This is a genomic window from Lentzea sp. NPDC058436 (assembly GCF_042721515.1).
Classification (GTDB): Bacteria; Actinomycetota; Actinomycetes; order Mycobacteriales; family Pseudonocardiaceae; genus Lentzea.
Window position 1 is genome coordinate 1,812,353 of the sequence record NZ_JBHXLF010000001.1, and the last position, 21,114, is coordinate 1,833,466.

At 72.5% G+C, this 21,114-nt stretch carries 9 protein-coding genes; 1 reads left to right on the forward strand and 8 read right to left on the reverse strand.

The features are described from left to right. Window position 1: 1 nt before the first annotated feature. The 6 genes from eccD to ACFWN2_RS07505 form a co-directional block, all read right to left on the reverse strand. The gene (gene eccD, locus ACFWN2_RS07480; RefSeq protein WP_382425548.1) at window positions 2-1,369 is read right to left on the reverse strand and encodes a type VII secretion integral membrane protein EccD; all 1,368 of its coding nucleotides are present in this window, start codon (window positions 1,367-1,369) and stop codon (window positions 2-4) included. Window positions 1,370-1,421: 52 nt separating this feature from the next. Next, the gene (eccCa, locus tag ACFWN2_RS07485; RefSeq protein ID WP_382425549.1) at window positions 1,422-5,381 is read right to left on the reverse strand and encodes a type VII secretion protein EccCa; all 3,960 of its coding nucleotides are present in this window, start codon (window positions 5,379-5,381) and stop codon (window positions 1,422-1,424) included. A gap of 192 nt (window positions 5,382-5,573) precedes the next feature. Then, window positions 5,574-8,123 (reverse strand): WXG100 family type VII secretion target, encoded by a 2,550-nt coding sequence (locus ACFWN2_RS07490; RefSeq protein WP_382425550.1) that lies wholly within the window; start codon window positions 8,121-8,123, stop codon window positions 5,574-5,576. A gap of 112 nt (window positions 8,124-8,235) precedes the next feature. After that, entirely contained in the window at window positions 8,236-8,850 is a 615-nt protein-coding gene (locus tag ACFWN2_RS07495) for a hypothetical protein (protein ID WP_382425551.1), read from the reverse strand. Between the two features lie 24 nt (window positions 8,851-8,874). Further along, a complete protein-coding gene (locus ACFWN2_RS07500) occupies window positions 8,875-9,165 on the reverse strand; it encodes a WXG100 family type VII secretion target (protein WP_382425553.1) in 291 nt (96 codons plus the stop codon). 44 nt (window positions 9,166-9,209) lie between these two features. Then, window positions 9,210-9,545: a WXG100 family type VII secretion target gene (locus ACFWN2_RS07505; protein WP_382425554.1), complete on the reverse strand. Its 336-nt coding sequence runs from the start codon at window positions 9,543-9,545 to the stop codon at window positions 9,210-9,212. Window positions 9,546-9,791: 246 nt separating this feature from the next. Between ACFWN2_RS07505 and ACFWN2_RS07510 the strand changes: the two genes are divergently transcribed. After that, complete coding sequence (locus ACFWN2_RS07510) at window positions 9,792-10,400, forward strand: LuxR C-terminal-related transcriptional regulator (RefSeq protein ID WP_382425556.1); 609 nt, start codon at window positions 9,792-9,794, stop codon at window positions 10,398-10,400. Between the two features lie 17 nt (window positions 10,401-10,417). On the opposite strand, the gene ACFWN2_RS07515 is transcribed toward ACFWN2_RS07510, so the two are convergent. Together ACFWN2_RS07515 and ACFWN2_RS07520 are read right to left on the reverse strand one after the other, a co-directional pair. Next, on the reverse strand, window positions 10,418-10,696 hold the full coding sequence (locus ACFWN2_RS07515) for a hypothetical protein (RefSeq protein ID WP_382425557.1): 279 nt from the start codon (window positions 10,694-10,696) through the stop codon (window positions 10,418-10,420). Between the two features lie 433 nt (window positions 10,697-11,129). After that, on the reverse strand, window positions 11,130-19,661 hold the full coding sequence (locus tag ACFWN2_RS07520; protein WP_382425558.1) for a hypothetical protein: 8,532 nt from the start codon (window positions 19,659-19,661) through the stop codon (window positions 11,130-11,132). Window positions 19,662-21,114 lie beyond the last annotated feature (1,453 nt).

The window sequence follows — 21,114 nt, forward strand, 5'->3', positions numbered from 1 at the left end:
ATCACCCGCCCAGGCCGCGGAAGAACGAGTACAGGTCGAACAACTGGCCGAGCAGCGGCAGCACGGCCACGGCGGTGACCATCTCCAGGACGTCGCCCACCCTGCGCCACATGGGCACCGGCCTGCGCGCCATCAGCCGCACCGAGGCCGCCAGCAACGCGCCGACCACCAGCGCGCCGACGCCCATGAGCACCGCCGACGTCACCGGTCCCGAACTCGTCACCAGGTCGGCGAACAACGCGAACACCACCAACGCCCCCGCGAGCAGCACCGGGCCGCGTTGCGCGGCGGGCACGAAACCCCGTGCCCGCAACAGAACGGCGAACCCGACGACGCCCGTGAACACGGCGGGCGCCCAGCCCGGCGCGGTGAGCACGACCCCGGTGCCGGCCACGATCGCGAGCGACGCGGGCACCACGAACATCGTCACGTGTCCGGCGGCCCACCTGGCACGGGCGAACACGCCGGCGGCGGGCTCCGGGTCGATGTCCTCCTGCAGCTCCTCGGCCGTGCGCGGCAGCTGCGGCCCGTTGATCCGCGCCATCCGCAACGCGAACCGGGCACAGCCGACCAGGACCGCGAACGCGGCGGTCACGACGGTGGCCGCGGCGGTGAGCGGGGTGAGCCCCGCCGTGACCACGAGAAGGACGAGCAGTCCCAGCCAGGCGGCGGTGAGCAGCACGCCGCCGAAGAACGACACGGCCCTGCGGACCGTGTACAGGATCGCGGCACCGGCGGCGCTCGCGAGCACCACTCCGAGCATCGCCAGCAGGAACCGGGACGAGGTCTCCTGGCCGCGGATGACGCCCGCCGCCGCGGCGAACAACACCGCGACCCCGGCGAGCAGGCTCGCCACCACGGGTTCGCGCAGCTTCGTCACCGCAACGACCGCACCGCCCAGGGCCAGCGCGACCATCGCCAGCGCGGGGACCACCGTCCCCGCGCCAACGAGCACCACGGCCAGCGTCGCGGCTGCGAGCAGCGCCGCCGACCGGAACGCTATCTGGGTGTACCGCGGCTTCCACATCTCCCGCCGGGTGTTCACCGACTCGGCGACGCCGTCGGGCAGGTCGTCGTACGCGAGCTCCGGCAACGCGTCGTGGTCCGGCCGCAGGTACAGCTCCTCGCCGTCGCGCAGGTCGGCCGAGTCCACTGTGCACTCGAGGTCGAGCGGCGCGGATCCGAGGCGCTGCAGCACCCAGCCCGCGGCGTGCTCGGCCTCGGGCACCGTGTGGCGCACCAGCACGGGCAGCAGCCCGGCGAGCGGCGCGCTCACCGGGACGGCGAGATCGGCCGAACCGAACGGGCTGGTCACGGTGACGCGGCACATGTCGGTGCGGCCCGCGGGAACCGGTGTGGTCACGGACACGGGTGTTCCTCCGAGTCGGTCAGGACGGTGGACTGCGCGAACGGCCGGGGCGTCACAACGACACCTGCCCCGTCTGCACCAGGCGCACGCCCCGCCGGGTCACCAGCTGTGCCCTGCCAGGTGGCAGCCTGCGCGGCTGCGCCTCGCCGAGGAACTTGCCCTCTTCCTTCGGGTACGACAGCACGAGCCCCGGGGTGCCCAGCTCCCACATCCGCCGGATCACCGGGTCCATCGCCGCCCGCATCGCACCGGACGTGCTGCGCGCCAGCACCACGTGCAGCGAGATGTTCACGCCACGCGCCAGGAGCGGCACGAGCGCGTCGAGCGGTGACTGCACACCGCCCGGTGCCAGGAGGTCGTAGTCGTCGACGAGGACGAACAGCTTCGGGCCGGTCCACCAGTCGCGCGCCTTGAGCCTCTCCGGCGCGATCTCGGGACCCGGCACGCGCTTCTGCATGGACACCGCCGCGCTGCCGCACAGCTCGGTGAGCGCCTCGGTGGAGATGGCGTACCCGATGCGGTACTCCTCGGGGACCATCTCGTACAGCTCCCGCTCGGAGTCGCCGAGCAGCAGCTTCGCCTCGTCGGGCCCGTACCGGCCGGTGACGTGCTTGATCACCAGGCGCAGCAGGTTCGTCTTCCCGGTCTCGGTGTCGCCGAACACCATCAGGTGCGGACTGACGCCGAAGTCGTGCCAGACCGGGCCGAGCCGGTTCTCGTCCCAGCCGAGGCAGAGCTGCTCGCCCTGGCTCACCGGCAGTCGCGCGGCGGGCAGCACGTCGGGCAGCAGCCGCACCGGTGGTGCGGAGTCACCGGGCCAGAAGTCGGCGATCTCCTCGACCGCGGCCTTGGTGGCGGTGGTCAGGTCGTCGACGCCGCGCAGGCCGTCCAGCCTGGGCAGCGCGGCGAGGAAGTGGGCGGCCCGCCCGGTGAGACCGCGGCCCGGCTGCTGCGGGATGGTGGCGTTCTTGCGGGAGCCGTGTTCGGACTCCAGCGCGTCGCCGAGGCGCAGCTCCAGCTTGGTGCCGAGCAGGTCGCGCAGCGAGGGCCTGATCTCCGACCAGCGCACGGCCGAGACGATCAGGTGGATGCCGTAGTTCAGGCCGCGGGAGGCGATCTCCTGGATGCGCTGGTCGAGGTCGGTGAAGTCCTGGCGCAACGTGAAGGCGCCGTCGACGACGAGGAAGACGTCGCCGTACGGGTCGTCGATCTCGCCACGGGCACGCGCCTGCCGGTAGGCGGCCATGGAGTCGACGCCCGCCTTGGCGAACGCGACCTCGCGGCGTTCGGAGAGCTGCGCCAACTCCTCGACCGTGCGCAGCACGCGGTCGCGGTCCAGCCGGGAGGCGACCGAGCCGACGTGCGGCAGGGACGCGAGTGCCGCGAGTCCGCCCCCGCCGAAGTCCAGTGCGTAGAACTGGACCTCGCGCGGGGTGTGGGTGAGCGCGAGCGAGAGCACCAGTGAGCGCAGGAGCGTGGACTTGCCGGTCTGCGGTCCGCCCGCGACACCGACGTGCCCGTCGGCTCCGGAGAGGTCGACCACCAGCAGTTCGCGCATCTGCTCGTGCGGCAGGTCGACCATGCCCAGCGGCACCCGCAGGCGTCCGGTGCCGGGATAGGCGGAGGCCATCAGGCCGCGGCGCAGGTCGGGTTCGACACCGGTGAACAGCGAGTCGAGGCTCGGGGAGTCGGTCAGCGGCGGCAGCCACACCTGGCGGGCCGCCGACCCCGCGCCGGCCAGGCGCGACACCAGCACCTCGATCAGCGTCGGCAGGTTCGCCTCGTCCTCCGCCGTCCGGTCGGCCGCCTCGTCCGGCTCCGGCTCGTCCACCACGAGCCGCTGGGTCATCGGCCGGGGATGCACCTCGAACCGCACCACGTCCCGCGCGGCCCTGTCCTCGGCCTCGGCGACCAGTCCCTCCGACGACGGCGGGCACACCCCGGACACGTAGGCGGCCTTGAACCGCACCAGCGTGCTGTTGTCGATCTTGAGATAACCGTTGCCCGGCGCGGAAGGCAGCTCGTAGGCCTTCGACACGCCGATGACGCTGCGCGACTCCATCGAGGAGAACGTGCGCAACGCGATCCGGTACGAGAGGTGGCTCTCCAGCCGGTGGATGCGACCCTCGTCGAGGCGCTGCGAGGCGAGCAGCAGGTGCACGCCGAGCGACCGGCCGAGGCGCCCGATCATGATGAACAGCTCGATGAAGTCGGGCTTGCTGGTGAGCAGCTCGCTGAACTCGTCCACGATGACCAGCAGGGTCGGCAGCGGCGCCAGCGGTTGTCCGGCCGCACGCGCCTTCTCGTACTCCAGCAACGACGAGTAGCCGCTCGCGCGCAGCAGTTCCTGGCGCCGCACCATCTCGCCGCTGATCGAGTCCTGCATGCGGTCGACCAGAGGCAGCTCGTCCGCCAGGTTCGTGATCACCGCGGACGTGTGCGGCAGGGCGTCCAGGCCGAGGAACGTCGCGCCGCCCTTGAAGTCCGTCAGCACGAAGTTGAGCACCTGCGAGGAATGCGTGGCGGCGAGACCGAGCACGAGGGTGCGCAGCAGCTCGCTCTTGCCCGACCCGGTGGCGCCGATGATCAACCCGTGCGGTCCCATGCCGCCCTGTGCCGACTCCTTGAGGTCGAGCTCGACGACCTCGCCCGCCTCGGTGACGCCGATAGGCACCTGGAGCCTGCTGCGCAACGGCATCCGCGTCCGCCACGTCGCGGCGACGTCGAACGTGTGCGCGTCCCGAAGCCCCAGCAACCGGACGAGGTCGAAGTCCGCCTCCAGCGCCTCCTCGGTGAGGTCGACCGTGCCGCCGGTGCGCATCGGCGCGAGCACGCGGCCCAGCGCGGCCACCCCGGGCAGTCCGAGCGCGTCCGCGGTCACCGACGCGGTCTCGTCACCGGCGGCGAACTCGACCTGACCGTCGTTCACCTTGAGCCGCAACACCTTCGGCCCGCCGGGCAACGCACCCGTGGCGTCGAGCAGCACGACGTTGCGCAGCCCCGCGCCGAGCAGCCTCGACTCCTCCGGCACACGGGCGCCGTGCGCGACCACCACGACGAACGGCTCACCGACACCGGCCTGCGCGCCCTTCTCGTGGTCGCCCCGTTCGCCGAACTCACCGCCCAGCAGGTCGAACAACGCGTCGTGGTCGCCCGCGAACAACCGCATCGGACCGGCCGGGTCGTGCTCGGACGGGTGCGCGCAGTGCGGCAGCCACTTGATCCAGTCCCACTCGCCACGCCGGTGCTCGTCGGCCAGGACGGCGACGCGCAGCTCGTCCGGCGAGTGGAACGTGACGAGCTGCGCGAGCATCGCCCGGATCAACGCGCACGCCTCGCCGCCGTCGCCCTCGAACTCGATGCTGGTGAAGCTGCGCAGCCCCACCGAGATGGGCAGGTCCGGCACGGTGCGGTAGGCGCGGGTGAAGCGCCGCAACGAGATCGCGGCCAGCGGTTCGAGGTCCTCGACCGGTTTCGTCTGCGGCGCGACGAACTCCAGCGCCGCGAGCTGCGTGCCGATGCCGATGCGCACCCGCCCGAAGTCGGGGTGACCCGGCCTGCGCTCCCACAGCCGGGGCCCGCCGGCGACCGTCCACAACCGCTCCGGCGCCGGGTTGTCCCACAACGTCGCCGCCTGCTGCTCACGCGCCGCACGCCGGGCCTGCTTGCGCAGCTGGGCCAGGTACCGCAGGTAGTCGCGGCGTTCGGCACGCATCTTCCGCTTGCGCTCACCGGCGGTGCGGGTGAGCTGGCCGACGGCCATGGTCACCATGCCGATCGCCATCATGCCGCCCATGAGGAGCATGAACGGCGGAAGCCCGCCGGAGCCCACCATCGAGACCATGAGCACCATCGCGGCGGCGCCGAGCCCCATCGGCAGGTAGGTGAGCATCGAGCTCATCTCCGGCTCGGGCTCCTCGCCGAGCACCGGCGGCTCCTGCAGCTCCACCTGGCCTTCCGGCATCGCCGGGCCCTCAGCACGCGGCGGCCGTCGCACCACGACTGTGTTCATCGGCTGGCTCCCGGCTACGGGCCGGACGCCTGGCGGCCCGGCCGAAACTCCTGCTGCAAGAGGAAACCCGTGTTCAGGCTTCCGGTACGTCGAGGTTAGGAGCGTCACGGCCGCTCCCTCGCCCACCACGTCCCCGGCTTGCCCCAAAGTGCGGCGAGGTTGCCTCCGGATGATCATCCGGAGGCGCCGGCCTCACTCCAGGACGCCCGGAGCCGCCCTCTCCCTGCCCTGCCAGCTGCCGTTCTCCTCGTTGAGCAGCAGGGCGAACCGGGTGGGCGCACCGCCGGCGGGCGGGGTGTCCGGCTTCTCCTCGTCGTCTTCTTCGGGCTGCTCCGGCATGACCCCGTCCCAGTCGCCGGAACGCGGCATGGTGCTCGGGTCCAGCAGCACGGGCTGCTTCCTCTCCGGCTTCCAGGTCGCTCGCGCCGGTTCGCCCGCACCGGACCTGCCCGCGGGCCTCTCCTCGTCGTCTCCCGTGTTGTCGAAACGGTCGAGCGACCACCGCGCACCGGCGGGGGCCGCATCGGTGTCCCACGGATCCACGTCGACGGACGTGCGCGTCACCTCAGGCCCGGAGGGCACCGCCGCCGAGGTGGAGTCGGTCCACTCGGGACCTTCCTCCTGGGAGTCCACTTCGGACTTGACGTCCTCGCCGGAGCGGTCCCGCCGTTTCGCGGCGCCAACGATCCCGAGACCCGCGGCGGCCGTGAGCCCGGCGGCACCGAGCGCCGCACCGGCCGTCGCCGCCGCAACCTGCCCGGCCACCTGTTCCTCCTGGGCGGCGGTCTGCTCCTCCCACTCCGGTCCGGCCGAGGAGAAGAGTGCCGCGACGTTGTCGCCGGAGTCGTCAGCGGGTCCGCCGGTCGTGACACCGGCGACCTCGGGCACCATCGGCTCGACCACCTCCGCTGCGGACTCGCCGAACCGGGACTCGGCTTCGAGCCCGGACAGCGCCCCGGTGCCCGCGGAGGCGCCCACCAGGTGCTCGCCGGACAGGATCTCTCCTGCGGAGGTGGCGGACTCGCTTCCCACCTCGACCCACGGCGCGTCGTCCGCGGCGATGAGTCCGGAGGCGTCCGACCTCTCGTTGCCCGTCTGGCCGGGCTGCTGCCCCATCCCGCCCATCATCGGCGGCATCATCGGCATACCGCCCATGCCGCCCATGCCCTGCGCGGCCGCGGCGGACTGGCCGGCGTCGGTGCCGGTGACCACACCAGCGTCACTGGCCGTCGGCACCTGGACGTTCGCCGCAGGGTCGACCCCAATCTGCCCGGCGCTCTCGGTGGAGCCGATCCCGCTGGACTGGAACGGCTGCACGTCGCCGACGCCGCCCACACCTCCGACGCCACCGGCGTCGAAGCCCGCGGACGGGAACGGCCGCACCTCACCGACACCACCGGTGTCGAGCCCCTCCGACGGGAACGGCTGGATCTCGCCGATGCCGCCCGAGCCGATCCCGCCGAGCTCCGGCTCGTCGAACTGTCCGGGTTCGAAGGGTTGGACGCCGGGGTTGAGCAGGCGGTCGAGCTCGGGGTTCACGCTGCCCACCGGCCCACCGGCGAACCGGGAGGCTCCGCTGCCTCCCGCACCGGTACCGGCGGCCGATCCGAGGCCGGGGAAGGGTGCGATCGCGCCCAGGCCGGTGGCGCCGAGTCCGGTGTCCCCTGCCGACCCCGTCCCGGCGTCGAAGCCGGACGCACCGGCGCCGGGATCTCCCAGGCCGAGCTCCCCGAGTCCCGGGAACTCGGAGATCGGCGCCGGAGCTCCGGCCTCCGCTGCGCCCACAGCACCGTCCGACTCGAGTCCGGGGAAGGGCGCCACCTCGCCGAGACCGGCGGCGCCGGGGTCACCGAGCCCGTCCACACCAGGTATCTCGCCGCCCAGACCCTCTCCGCTGAACGGGGTCACGTCACCCGCCCCGAGGCCGGGGTCGGCCGCGCCCAGCCCCTCCGCACCGAATGGTGACGGCCCATCCGCTCCCAGCCCCGCGGGATCGAGCGTCGGCAGCCCGGTCGCGGGGTCGATGCCGAGTCCGGCGGCACCCCCCGCCAGTGGCGGCGCGATGGGCTGGGGCGGCCGCACCGCGCTGATCGTGATCGAGTAGCGCTCGGCGAGGTCCAGCAGCACCCGCCGCATGTCGTTGCCGATCATCTCGGCAAGTCCGGGGACCATCGAGACCGGGATGAGGCCGTTGTCCATGGCGCCGAGACCGCGGCTGGTCAGCTGGCCGCTGGTCATGGCCTGGTTGGCGTACCAGTTGTCGATGGCGTTCACCGTGGCGATCGCGCGCGCGAGGTTGTTGGCGTTGGCGAGCAACTGGTCCGGCACCGCGTGCAGGCCCGCGTCACCGCCGGAGAGCTGCTCGGCGTTCGCCCGCACGCTCGCGGCGAACTGGCGCATCGCCAGCAGGAAGGACGCGGCGGCGGGTCCCTGCCACGCCGAGTCGGCCCGGCCGGCCACGGCCTCGGCCTGCTGGACCATCACGTCCGCGAGGCTGCTCAGCGTCACCTGGATCCGGTAGAACGTGTTGGCCGCCTGGCGCAACGTCTCGGGGTTGCTGACCGCCGACGCCACAGCGTCGCCGGCACCGGTGTGCGCCGCACCGCCGGTGATGGCGGCCATGATCTGCCGCCAGTCCCAGGTCTGGTAGTCCGCGACACTGCTCTGGTTGTTCGGGACACCGTAGGTGCCACCGCCCGGCCCCTCGGTGAACTCGGACCCGTAATCGGGTTCTTCCGGCATTCGCCACCACCCCGTGTGTACCGCGTCGACATGAACCGGTCCCGGAGTCGCGGTGCGACCACACCACGCCGACGACGCCGGGACCGGTCACCGTGCAGGCTGAGCAACCGGGTCAGGTCGTGCTGCCGGTCGACCCCGTCGAGACGCCGCCAGGACCGGCCGGCGCGGCGGGGAGCTGTGCCCCGGGCTCGGCGGCCATCTGCTGTGGCGCGGCCGCGGCCGCGTTCGCACCGACGTCCGTCAACGCCTCACCCATCAGTCGTTGCACGTCCGCCGCCGTCGTGACGTTGCGGGTGTCCGCGTTGTCGTAGCCCGCCGCGATCTGCTGCAGGGCACCGCTGACGTCGGCCACACCTTCGATGATGTTGGCCAACGTCGTCGACAGGTCGTCCTTCAGACCGCCGTTGCCCTCGGCGCCGACGACCCTGCTCCTCATCTCGACGGCGTGGTGGAACGCGCCTGGCGCGATGTCCACCTGGGAGAGCTGGTCGAGCAGGTCGGTGAGGACCGGCCGGTAGCTGTCGATCACTCCGGCGACGTACCTGATGGCCTCGGTGCTGACGACCACCTCACCGTTGCCGCCTTCGGCCGTGCCGGTCCACGCGCCGGGCGCGGTCACGGTGTAGCCGATGGGGTCGTCGACCGGGCCGGGCACCTGCACGCTGCCCTCGTCGAACTGCTCGATCGGACGCGCCTGGGTGCGCCCGCCGCCTGTCATGAAAACCATGACGTACCTCCACGCCTCGGTGAGTCAGCGGCCGAAGATCGCCTGGCCCTCGGACTCGGCCCGCCTGATGGTGTTCTGGATGTCGCCGAGCGCGGTGCCCGCCGCCTGCAGCGACACCGGCATCTGCGCGGCGGCCGCGTTCCACTCGCTCCGGCGGCCCTCGTACGCGGTGCGCGCGTCGCTGGTCCACTCGCGCAGGCTCGCGCCCACCTCCTGCTCCACCCCGTTGAGGATGTTGCGGATCTGGGTGTTGATGTCGCCGAGCTGCGATAGGACGTTGTTGACCATCGGGCCGGTGTACTCGTAGGTGGCCATCGGTGCTGCTCCTGGTGGTTGTGCCGGGTGGGTGCGGAAGCGGGTCAGAGTCCGGGAAGACCGGCGGGGGCCTGGCCCACCTGGCTGAGCGCGGCCTGGGCCGTGTCGATGTTCATGTTGTTCGAGCGCTGGTAGTTCTCGATGCTCGTGTTCAGGTCGTTCTGCAGGGCGGTGAGCGCGCTCAGCACCGACTGGTAGTTCTGGTTCCACCGGCCGAGCGCGCCGTCGAAGATCGTGGCCGCCTCGCCGGTGAGGCCGGCGCGCAGCTGCGACTGGGCCACCTCGAACTGCTGACGCTGACCGTCGAGGCTCCGCTTCGCGGTCTCGACGTCCTGGAACGCCTGGAGCATTCCGGGAATCGATACGGAGGTCTCTGCCATCACCACTCCTCGGTGGTCGGGTTCATCAGGGGAACAGGCGACGGCGAACCCGCCGTGACGCCCTGGATCGTGGGTAGTGGCCTCCCCCTCCCGACGGCGAGCGGCCGAGGGTGATCTCGTACCGCGTTTACCTCCGACGTTGCCCGCAAGAGCGCAGGTGCCCCAGTTGAGACGGGGGACGTGAATAAAACGTGGAGTCTCGGAGTGGATCCTCGACCTCGACGCCCAGAGCCCGAGGAGGTCGCCATGAACAAGATCAAGGTCGCGGTGTACGCGGCTGACCCGCTCACGCACGCCGGGGTGAGCAGGCAGCTGCGGTCGACACCGGGGGTCGAGCTGGTGACCGGCGCGATGGTCGGTCAGGCCGCGGTCACCGTGCTCGTGCTGGAGGAGACCGAACGCGCCGCGACGGCCTCACTGCGCCGCGCCACCAGGCAGGTGACCGGCCCGGTCGTCCTGGTCAAACCGACGGGTCACGAACCGAACGCGGCGGCGCTCGCGGACCTCGCGGTGGGCGCGGTCCTCGCACGCGAGGACGCGGACGAGGTGCGACTGCTGGCCGCGGTGCGCGAGGTCGACCGGATGGACGCCTCCGCGCCGATCACGGCGGCCGTCGAGGAGCCCGTGGCGAAGACGGTCCTTCCTGCGCACCGCACCAGGCCCTCGGCGTTCTCGGAGAGGGAGAAGGACGTGCTGCGCCTCATCGCCGACGGGCTCGACACCGCGGCGGTCGCCGAACGGCTGATGTTCTCCGAGCGGACGGTCAAGTACATCGTCCACGCGCTGACGCTGCGGCTGAACCTGCGCAACCGGTCCCACGCCGTCGCCCACGCGCTGCGCACCGGAGCCATCTGACGGCCGGGGCCGCCCGCTCAGACGATGACGAAGTCGGCCGCGTTCACGCGCTCCAGCAGCAACGCGGCCTCGCGCATGTGCTCCTCCGAGTCGCCCCGCTCCCCCGCCACCATCTCCCGCAGCGCCCTGGCCGCCTGGCTGTGCGCGTAGAGGTACGACACCAGACTGTCGCGGGCGTGCTCGGTGGGCTGCAGGCGCACCTGGTCGGCGAGGTGGTCGACGACGGTGTCGAGCTGGTCCGCGAGCATCAGGTGGGTGAAGGAGTCGTCGCCGGTGATGTCAACGGTCTCGTTCACTGAGCCTCCGGTTCGACCTCACGACGTCACGTGACGGGACGGGCCCATCCGTTCTCCGACAACGATGACAGCGCGACGGTCCGGACGCGCGCCTGGACGACGCCGGCGCCCCCGGAGGGCGATTGGTCCGAACCTTCTCGGGGAATCGCGTCACCAGCCCAAGCTAGACCGGCCGGGTTGTCGGTGTGAAGGGCCTGCCTGGCTTCTGCCCGGTTGTCCCGGTCGTGTGCGTCGAAGGACCGGGAACGTTCCGCGCGCTTGGGGTGCGGACGGTCGAGCAGGCCTTCCGGGGGAGGCACACGCCCGGCGGTCAGAAGGCCGTGCGGTCAGAAGGCCGCGCAGTCGCACAGCCGCGTCGCGCAAGCCGCGCGGTCGCACCCGCCACACCGCGTGGGCCGCGCGTTCACACCAACCGCACCGCGCGGCCCCGCCGTCACACAGCCCCTTCGCGCGGCCTGCGCGGTGGCACGGCGAAGCGCACCCGCCTCACCCCACCGCCCGCCACCCCCTCGCGCGTAGCGGCCCGGTAGCGGCCCTCGCCCTCGTGCAGCACCACGACCGTCGGTCCGGTGCCCTCCTGCCGTCCGTCGTGCTCGGACGGCACGAGCCCTCCCCGCCGCCACGGCAGGTCGGCCCTGCCCGGCACCGGCCCCGGCGCCTGGTCGTCGAGCACCACCACCCGCACGCCGAACGCGCTGGCCATCTCGGCCGGGGTGCCGTCTAGCGCGGCCTGGTCACCGGCGGTCAGAGCGGCCGGGGCGTCGGCGCGCAACGCGGTGGTGAGCGCCTGCCGCAGGTCGGTGGCGGTCGCGCCGATCCCAAGCAGCCCGAACGGGGTGCGCACGCGGTCGCCGACGCGCTCGAAGTCCGGTGCGCGGGCGCCGAGCTGCTCCTCGAACCGGTCGGCCTGGTCCGAGGGCACCCGCACGTAGACGTCACCTCTCACGGTGTCGCCGCGCGTGCCCTCGCGGAACGCCGTGCTCCGCACCTCGAAGCTGCTGCGGACCCGCAGCCGGAACAGCACGGACGTGTCGGTGGTCTCGCCGAGCCGTTGCACGAAACGCACTTCCGGCCTGCCGACGACGATCCGGGCGCTGTGGCCGGTCCCCGCGACGGGCGCGGGCAGGCGCACCTCCTGCGAGGTGAGGCCGTGCGCGAACAGGTCGGTTCCCCCGGTGCGGAACGCCTCCTCCGCCAGCAGGTCCGCCGCCTGCGCGCGCAGGTGGGCCAGGCCGGTGTGACGGCCCCCGCCGCGGACCTTGGCGACGATGCGGTCGACGCGCCGCCGGTAGGCACCGGGCAGAGTCTCCAGACCGGAGAGGAAGCCGGTGAACCTGCGGTAGGCACGCGTGATCCGCCCGCCGGTCCGCCCTTCGTCACCACTCCCCGTCCTGGTCGCGAGGCCGGGCGTGAGCTCGTCGAGCGCGGCCATGACGACCTTCCGGCCCGTCACCGCGAGGTCCGTGGCGACGACGGTCAGGTCCGTTCCCACGACCGCGTCCGGACGGGTGACCGGTCGCGGCAGGCCGGGTTCCCCGGTGGTGCCGGTCGGGAAGCGAACCCGGAGCGCGCCCGGCACCACGCTGCGGTGGGAGACGGGCTCCGCGCGGCCGTTCAACGGCGTCACGGTCGCCCGCACGGCGATGTCGACGTCGAACGTGGCGGTGGCCGCTTCACGCCGGGACGCGACCCGGTACCCCATCGGCGGGGTGACGACGTCCGCGCCGGCGCTATGCCGCACCGCCAGGTCCGGCACGGTCGGCTGGCTGCCGGGCACGAGCTCCAGGTCGACCCACACCGCCTCGGCACCCTCACCGACGACCACCCCGTCGCCGCCCAGCACCCTCTCCAGCGCCCGTGCGGCGCCCCGTTCGGCGACGAGCGCGCGGGTCGCCGCCACCACGGGCAGCCGGAGATCCCCCGGCAGGTCACGCGTGGTGAGCGCGATGATCGCGTCGAGGTTCTCGGCGTCTCCTCGGGGAGCCACGCCCATGACCTCCTCGACCCGGCCCTCACCCAGCACGCCGCGACCGGTGAAGTAGGAGGGCGGCTCGACTCCCGGCAGTCCCCGCCGCCAAGCCTGCGCGAGCAGCTCGTCCTGCGCGAACTTGGCCTCCCAGTACCGCGCCGACGCATCGGCGTCGTCCCTCGCGGCGTCCCACTCGCCCTGCCGCCGCTCCACCTCCTGCCGTGCCGCCCTGATCGCGTCCGTCTCCAGCTCGACGGGCAGGTCACCACCGGCGTCCGGTGCCTCTCGCCGGTCGCCGGGTGAGTCCGCGGTCGGGTCGACGTCCACGTCCGCCTCGGCGCGGGCGACCACCTCGCCCGCGCGCCGGATCTCCAGCACGGCCTGCGACGGCCCGCCCAGCACCGGGCGGTGGAAGCTCAGCTCGGCGACGTGGACACCGGTGGGATGGGCCAGCTCGACCCGTTCGGGCACCCGCTGCAACCGCGCCGCGCGTGCCGCGTCCACGCCACCTGCGAGCAGGTCGGCCAGCAGAGCGCGGTTGCCGGTGCCTTCTGCCACCGACAACAGGGTCGTCGAGGGACCGTTGAGCCGCTTCTCGACGGCGGCCGTCAAGCCGTCGACCGTCCGGAACCTCGGCCCGTCCGGGATCGCGCGGGGCTCACCGGCCCTGGCGGGCAGGGCCGAACCGCGCTCCTCGCCGGAACCCTTCACGACGGGCGCGGTCAGACCCAGCTCGGCCAGAGCGACGGCGTCCACCCACAACCGCATCGGCTCGTCGACCTCGGACGGGACCGGCGAGGCGGTCCTGCCGTCCCGGTACTCGGGCGTGACCACCCAGCGCGGCGCGGCGCGCACCCCGTAGTGCTCGGTCGTCGTGGCCTTGTTCTTCTTCGGAGCGATCCGCGGCAGCACGGTGACCGCCACGTTCTCCTGCTTGTTCGACATCGACGTGAGCGGCAGACCCGTCGACATCAGGTCGACCCTGCCCTTGCTCGCCTCGCCGCCGAGGGGTGGGTGCAGCGCCAGCGAGGTGCCCACCTGCAGGTCGTACACGTAGTCGGTGCCGCGGGTGTGCGTCAGCGTCTCCCGCTCCTGCCGTTCGACCTCGCCGGTGTGCACGGACTCCAGGGCGCGTTCGCCCAGGTCGAGGTGAACGATCAGCGCCTTCAGCGGACCGCGGCCATGCGCCGTGATCCGGTACCCGTTCTCCGACAGCAACTCCGGCAGGTGGCGGTGCAGGCTCTGGAAGCTCAGCCCCACCTCGAGCCCGTGCATCGCCTGCGGGCGCAGGACGCTCACCGAGGACACCTCCATCCCGTCCCGGTCCAGGCCGAGCGCCTGCCGCACCGCGGCGCGCAACTCCCTCGCCGAGTGCCACGACATCAGCATCCTCGCGTCCGGGCGCACCGACAGGGGCCTGCCCGCCCACTCCCGCTGCGCGCGCCACGAACCGCGCACGACCTCGATCGGTGCCCGTTCGGTCAGGTCCGACTCCGGCACCACCGACCTCACGGCGTCCTCGACCGCGAACCCGTCGTCGACCACGTTGTTGCGGTACTTGCTCGTGTCCGACACCAGAGGCGACACCACGGTGCCCAACGGCGATCGCCGGGCGTAGGTGCGCACGGTGACCTTGACGTCCAGGTCGTGCAGGAAGCGGCGGGCGTCTCCCTTGTTCTTCCTCTTCAGATCGGAGACCTGGTCAACGGTGTGCTCCGACGTCTCCGCGGCGTCCCGGCTGACGCCGAACCGGCCTCCCGTCGCGAGCAGCACCCCCTCGCCGAGCGGGCTGCGCACCGACGTGCCGGTCACGTTGACCTGGTCGGTGTGGTGGGAGTTCTTGCCGGACCGGTCCTTCGTCCTGTCCCGCTGGGTGTTCGTGACCTCCTCGCCGGCCAGCCGGCCGTCGTGGCGACCGTTGCGGAGCACACCCCTGATGTGGACGTGGTGCTCGATCTTGCCGATGGCGACGTCCATCGGGACGAAGATGCTCAGCCCGCCGTTCAGCATCGCGTCCAGCTGCTGGTTCACCCCGAGCCTCGACAGCCTGAGCTGCACCTCCTTCACCGTGCGCTGCACGCTCGGGAACTGGGCGGCGTGCGTCGTGAGCAGCGCCCCGACCCGTTCGATGAACTCGGCCTCCTTGCCGTGGTGGTGCAGCTGGACGTACCCGATGCCGCGGCCGGTCAGGGGTGGTGGCGCCACGGTCTCCGGTGTCGCGCTGTCCGGTGTCGCCGCGCCGGGGGAAGCCTCCTGTGCCGCCGGCGCCGCGGCCGCGTTCTGCCCGGCCGCCTCCCGCTGCGTCTCCGCCCGCACCCGTGCGGCGTCCTCCTCCACGAGCCGTGCCAGGCTCTCCTGATCGAGCTCGCCGACGAGGTGGATCTCGCTGGCCGGCACCCACACCCGCACGGCGTCGTGGACGATCACGTTCTTGGCCGCCGTGAGGACGTCCCTGGGGCCGGAGCCCTTGTGCTGGAAGCCGAGCGCGTCCCACCAGTCGTTGCGCGCGCCGGCCCGCAACTCGTGCACGGCGGTGTAGGAGACGAGGTAGCCGCGGTCCGTCCTGGCCCGCGTGCGCCCGTCCCGCCCGGTCCTGGTGCTGGACCTCTCGGTGCCCCGGGAGTACCGGTCGAGGACCTCCATCCCCGGATAGCCCCGCGCGGCGCCCCACGGGCTGATCGCGGCCAGCCTTCCGCTGAACGACAGCGCCGAGGTCCGCTGGTCCTTGCTCTTGTCGCTGACGCTGGTGGTGCTCTGGAACTTGAACTCGTGCTCCTCCACCGCGAGCACGCGGGGGTCACCCAGGAACGTGACGAGATCGGCCCGGCCGGTGAGCTCCCGCCAGCCGACCAGTCCCCCGGTGCCGGGACGGCTCGGCCTGATGGTGTCCCGCCACACCGCGGCCTGGTGGAACCTCCCGATCCGGGCGGTGACGTCGGCGAACGCCTCCAGTTCCGCGAGCGTGCCGTCGTGCTCGTCCACGGTGGGCCGGGCACGGTCGGAGCTGCCGACCCAGCGCTGGGACACGTGCTCGTCGAAGTTGCGGCGCTTGGTGCCGACCAGTGGCGAGAGCACGCCGTTCAGGACGCGGTTCACCTCCGGTCCGGTGAGCATCGCGCTGAGGGTCGTCAGCAGCCGCGGGATCGGCCGCAGCACGGCGATGTCGTAGTCCATCGGCAGCACGCCCTGCCGTTCGAAGTACTCGGAGGTGTCGGTGGCGACGCTGTCGAGGTCGTCACGGACCACGTCCCTCCACGAGTGGTCGGCGGGCCCGGTGGGAAGGGGACTCCGCTCGGCGGTGGACAGCCGCGGGGCCCGCACCTCCACCTGGGTGTGCAGGTCGTCGCCGCCCGGCCAGGTGAGCACCGGGGCGCGCTCGCCCCACCTGCCGCCGAACGACACCGACAGGTCGAGGTCGTACAGCCAGCGGTGCACGTCCGCCTTCGAGGACTGCTCGATCGTGCTCTTCTCCGCGGTGCCCTCGGTGCGCTCCCGCTTCGTGCTGTAGCTGACGGTGGCCGCCGCGACCTCCGTTACGCGGTCGGAGACCGCGCGCACCGTCACCGACGCGTCGACCTCGGTCTCCACCGCGCGCGTCCTGGTCTCGACCTGCTCGTAGCCGACGGTGGTCTTGACGCTGACCTGCTCCCCCTCGACCTTGCCGAGGTACGGCCGCTGCGCCGGGGTCATCGCCGCGCTGATGAAGACGTCGGGGTAACCGCGCCGCACCGCGCTGAGCGGGTAGCGGACGCCGTCGGTCGTGGCGGCCAGCTGCCGGGCGTTGCTCTCGACGAACAGCCGCAGGTCAGCGAGCACCTGCGCGACGTCCTTCCGCCGGACGACCCCCTCGGTGTGCAGGCGGTGCACGATCGGCTGCACGACGGCGTCGACCTGGTCGCGGTTCATCACGTAGGCGGCGGTGACCCGGTTCCTGACCTCGTTCGCCTCGGTGGCGCCGGGCTCGGCCTCCACGACGGGGCCGGGTTCCGGAGCCGCCCGCACGCCCGCGGTGTCGCTCAGGGGCCACTCCCCCGTCTCCGACAGCACCATCGCGTGTTCCGCGAGCACCTCCATCTCGTCCTGCTCGACGGGGTGGTCGTCGGTCTGCGGCGGCGCGGGCGGGATCCTCATCCAGACCGCGGCCTCCGCCTTCACGAGCGCGGCCTCGTCGAGGCGCCTGCCGTCCCGGTCGAACACCCCGAGGACGTACGTCACGGCGAACCGCTGCCGTTCCAGGTCACCTTCGTACGAGTTGGTCACGGTGCGCTCGTGCTCGTAGGTCGACAACGACGTGTCTCCCGACTCGCGCGTCTGGCCCGCCGACGTGCGCACCCACAGGCCGTTGTCCAGCAGCGGCACGGGTGAGGGGTTGCCGTAGAGCGCGACCTGGCCGCCCCGCTTGCGCTTCACGCCCCGTTCGTCCTTGAACTCCTGGCTGCGCCACTCGGAGTGGTCGACCTTGCCCGCCACCTGCCTGGCCCTCAGCAGGGTTCTGGAGCCGGCGAGCCGGATCACGACGGCGGTGCCGCGGTGGCCGTGGAAGTCGAACCGCATCCGTGCGTCCCGGCCCTTGAAGAGGTGCCCGACGTCGTTGTGCAGCCCGTCCAGCCACGTGCGGAACCGGCGGACCTCCGGGTCGTTCGCACGGAACCCGCCCACCCGTTCCGAGGTGCGCTCGAACAGGTCCTGCAGGCCCGTCAGGTCGGCGTGCTCCACGTTGTCCCGCACCGGGTCGGTCCTGGGGGTGGCCACCTCCGTTCCTTCGGCGGGCCAGTTGAACCCGGTGGTCATCGAGGCCTCGGCGAACGACGGCCGGGCACCGTCCGACGGCCAGCGGGCCTCGACGCGCACCCGGACCCGGTACGGAACGGGGTCGATCACCGACGCCGTCTCGACCAGCTTCCCGGTGGCCGAGAGCTTGCGGGCGAAGGACGACTTCTGGTTCCTGGTGTTGAGGACGTTGCCCGCCTTGATCTCCAGGGCGGAATGGGGAAGCGGGAGGTAGAGGGCACGCGTGAGCGCGCTGGGGGCGGCGCGGGTGGTCTCCGCCGTCGTCTCGGCGGTGCGGGACTTGTTGGCGGCGACGAAGAGCGCCGACTGCTCCCGCAACGCCTTGTGCGCCGACTCGTCGGCCTCCTCCTCGGTGTCGTGGCCTTCGAGCGTGCCGGTGGTCTGCTCGATCCCCACGACGGTCACGACGAACTCGGGCACCGGGTCCCCCACCCTGGTGCCGAGCTGCAGCGGATAGCCGCCGTCGAGCGCGCTGGGGAACCACAGGCGCACCTGTTCGTCCGAGAAGACCGCGGCCACCTGGTCCCGCCGGTCGTCCGCCAGGTCGCCGAGCAGCCCCAGCACGGCCTCGCGCAGCCCGGCGGCATCGGGCCGGACGTGCATCTCGGGCCGGTCCCGCCGGACCTCGTCGAGCCGGTCCTCCTCGCGCGGCACGAACGACCGGAACTCCCCTCCGTCCCGCAGGACCACGACGTCCCCCGCCGAACCCACGCGCGTGGTCGGCGCCACCACCCGCACGGACTCGCCGCGCAGCTTCGCGAGCGCCGTGGCGAGGTCCTGCGCCGGCCCGTCCGCCCGAGCACCCGCCTGACAGGCGATCAACGCGATCACGGACGTGTCCTGCGGCAGCAGCCCGTCACCGACGACCCTGCGCGCGGCCTTCGCCGCGTCCAGCCCGAGCGTGAACCCCGTGCCGTCGGGAGTGCCGTGCGCGAAGACGAAGAACGGCCTCTCCCCGCGCCACGGCGCCAGGCCGCCGCGCCGGACGACGGTGCGGGTGAGCACCATGCGGTCGCCTCGCAGCACCGGAACCGGTCTTCCCGTCGTGGCAAGCGACTCGGACCTGCCCGGCAGACCGCCGGCGCCCTGCACGAACCGGGTCGCGAGCGCGGGCGTCGCCGTGTCGGAGGGCGCGTGGAAGACGACGCCGACCGACCTGCCCGCGGCGTCGGTCAGAGGGGTGTGTGTGACGGCCTCAGCCGCATCGCCGCCGCCCCACCACCCGCCCGCCGGGGTCGCACCGGCCAGGACGGTGTCCGGCTCGTGGTCGACCATCAGCCAGTCGGCAACGTCCATCTCCGCGTCGGGCAGGTCGGTCCTGCGCGGGGCTGCCAGCTGCACGCCCCTGGCCGTGACGACGTGGGTGGTCGGCCCGCTGTCCTCCGGCGTGAACGCGACGGAACCGAGGCCAAACCGGTCGGCGATGCGCCCGTGGCGGCTCTCCAGCCCGAGCTCCTCCACCGCGGCGACGCGCGGGGAGCGCGGTCTGTCCCCATCAACCACGACCGCACCGACCGGCCGGTAAGCCCCACGGCGGTACAACGGCAGGATCGGTGGCGCCACCGAGACGACGGGGTGCTCCGCGGCAACCGGCCTGCTGTCGACCCCCTGCCACTCGAATGCGGCCACGTCGCCGTAGTGGTGCGCGAACGTCTCGCGCACCACCGAGACGGCCTCCGAGAGCCCCCGCACCGTGCCCGACGTCAGCAACCGGTACCGGGCAGGCGTCACTCCCGGCACCAGGAGTTCCTGCGCCCGCATCACCAGATGGGCGAAGTGCCGTGGCGACACCCACCGGGGCGGGCCGTACGCGCTCTCCACCAGGAAGTGCACGCCGTTGAACCCGACGCCGACCAACCACGCGCCGGTCCGCTCCTGCCCCGCGTGACGCTCCGCCCGCAGGGCGTGTTCGGTGTGCGGCGCGTGGAACGACAACCCGATGGCGTCCCGCGAAGGCCCGCGCAACACGACTCCCTCCACGTCCGGCCGGCTGTCCCCGAGGGTGACCGTGTCGCCGCTGTCGCTCAGGTCGTCGAGGTCGAGGTCGCGGAGGTCAGGCGTTGGGTCGGCAGGCACGCCCCGGTGGGAGGGAGCGTGCGGGGCCGCCGCGACGGCGGTGTCCTCCGGTGGTGTGGAGAGGGCGGGCGTGGGACCGGTGGCCGGGGTGGCGAGCACGTGCGGCGCTGGATCGGTGTCGGTCGGCACCGATGCCGGCGCTGGCGAGGGGGCGCTGATGGACGACCGGGTCACCGGTGTGGGAATCGGGGCCGTGGCGGAGGTGGGCGAGGCCGTGCCGACCGTGGCGGTGCCAGCGGTGGCGGTGCCAGCGGTGGCGGTGCCAGCGGTGGCGGTGCCAGCGGTGGCGGTGCCAGCGGTGGCGGTGCCAGCGGTGGCGTTGGAGGCGGTGGGGGTGGCGTTGGAGGCGGTGGGGGTGGCGCCGGGGGTGGGGGTGGGCGAGGCCGTGCCAACGGTGGCGGTAGGGGTGGCAGTGTCGACGGCAGGGGTGGCGCTGGCGACTGCCGCGGTGGCGGCTGCGGTATCAGCGGGAGCTGGGGCCGAGGTTGTGGTGGGCGGGGACGAGCCCAGGTCTGCGGCCATCGTGCCGACGGTGCTCGGCACCGAGCCCAGGGCGGCTGGAGCTGGGGTGGCCGGATCTGGGGTGGCCGGAGCAGGCGTAACCGGGGCAGGAGCGGCCGGGGCCGAGTCCGGAGTTCCCATGGCGGGAGTCGGCTCAGCGGTGCTGGGCGCCGCAAACGCAGCCATCCCGGCCGGCACGGAGCCAGAGGTCGCGTCGACAGGTCCCGGCGAGCTGTTCGCGGTGCTGGGAGCGGCGAGACTCTCTGCCGGGGACGAAGCCTCGGCCGTCCCCGCGGTGAGTGGTGAGGTGTCGGCGGCGGACATGACCGTTGCGGCAACGGGAGATGTGGCCAGTCCGCTGGCCTCGACGGCGCCGGCCACGTGCGGATCGCCTGACACGGCAACAGCTTCTGGCCGCGCATCGCCTGGCCCTGACGAGGCAGGCGTCTCCGGGGCGGAGGCGATCCCCCGCGCCACGTCACCAGGCGCGGTCTGCGACGTCGGAACCCGTGACCCGGCAACGTGATCCGGCCTGCCCGCTCCGGACGTGTGCGGGGCGTCGACGACGTAACCACCGGCCGAACTCCCCGAAAAACCGCCATTCCCCGAAACAGCCGAAGGATTCGGGACCTCGTCCATCTCGAAGCCGTCGCCCGGCATCTCCGGAACGTCGATATCCGGGACCGTCGTCGACAACCCCGAGAACCCGCCCACCAAACCCGTCACGCCGCCCGACAACGCCGACAAACCGAAATTCTCCCCCGACGTCCCATAAATCCCCTGCATCGCCCCACCCACAAAAACCTCGGTCGACGCCTCCGTCACCGCCCCCGACACCAAACGACCCCACCCATTCGCCAACACCGACCCCACCACCCGATCCACCCCCACCCCCGCCACCCCGGCAAAACCACCCGCCAACACCCCACCCACCGCCGACGCCCCCAAACTCTCCCCCGACACCGAATCCCGGCCGCCCAACGCCGCCATCTGGAACAACTGCACACCCAGGTCCTTCAACACCTCATCCGCCAGCTCATGCACCCCCGCCAACGCCAACCGCCGCACAATCCCCATCACC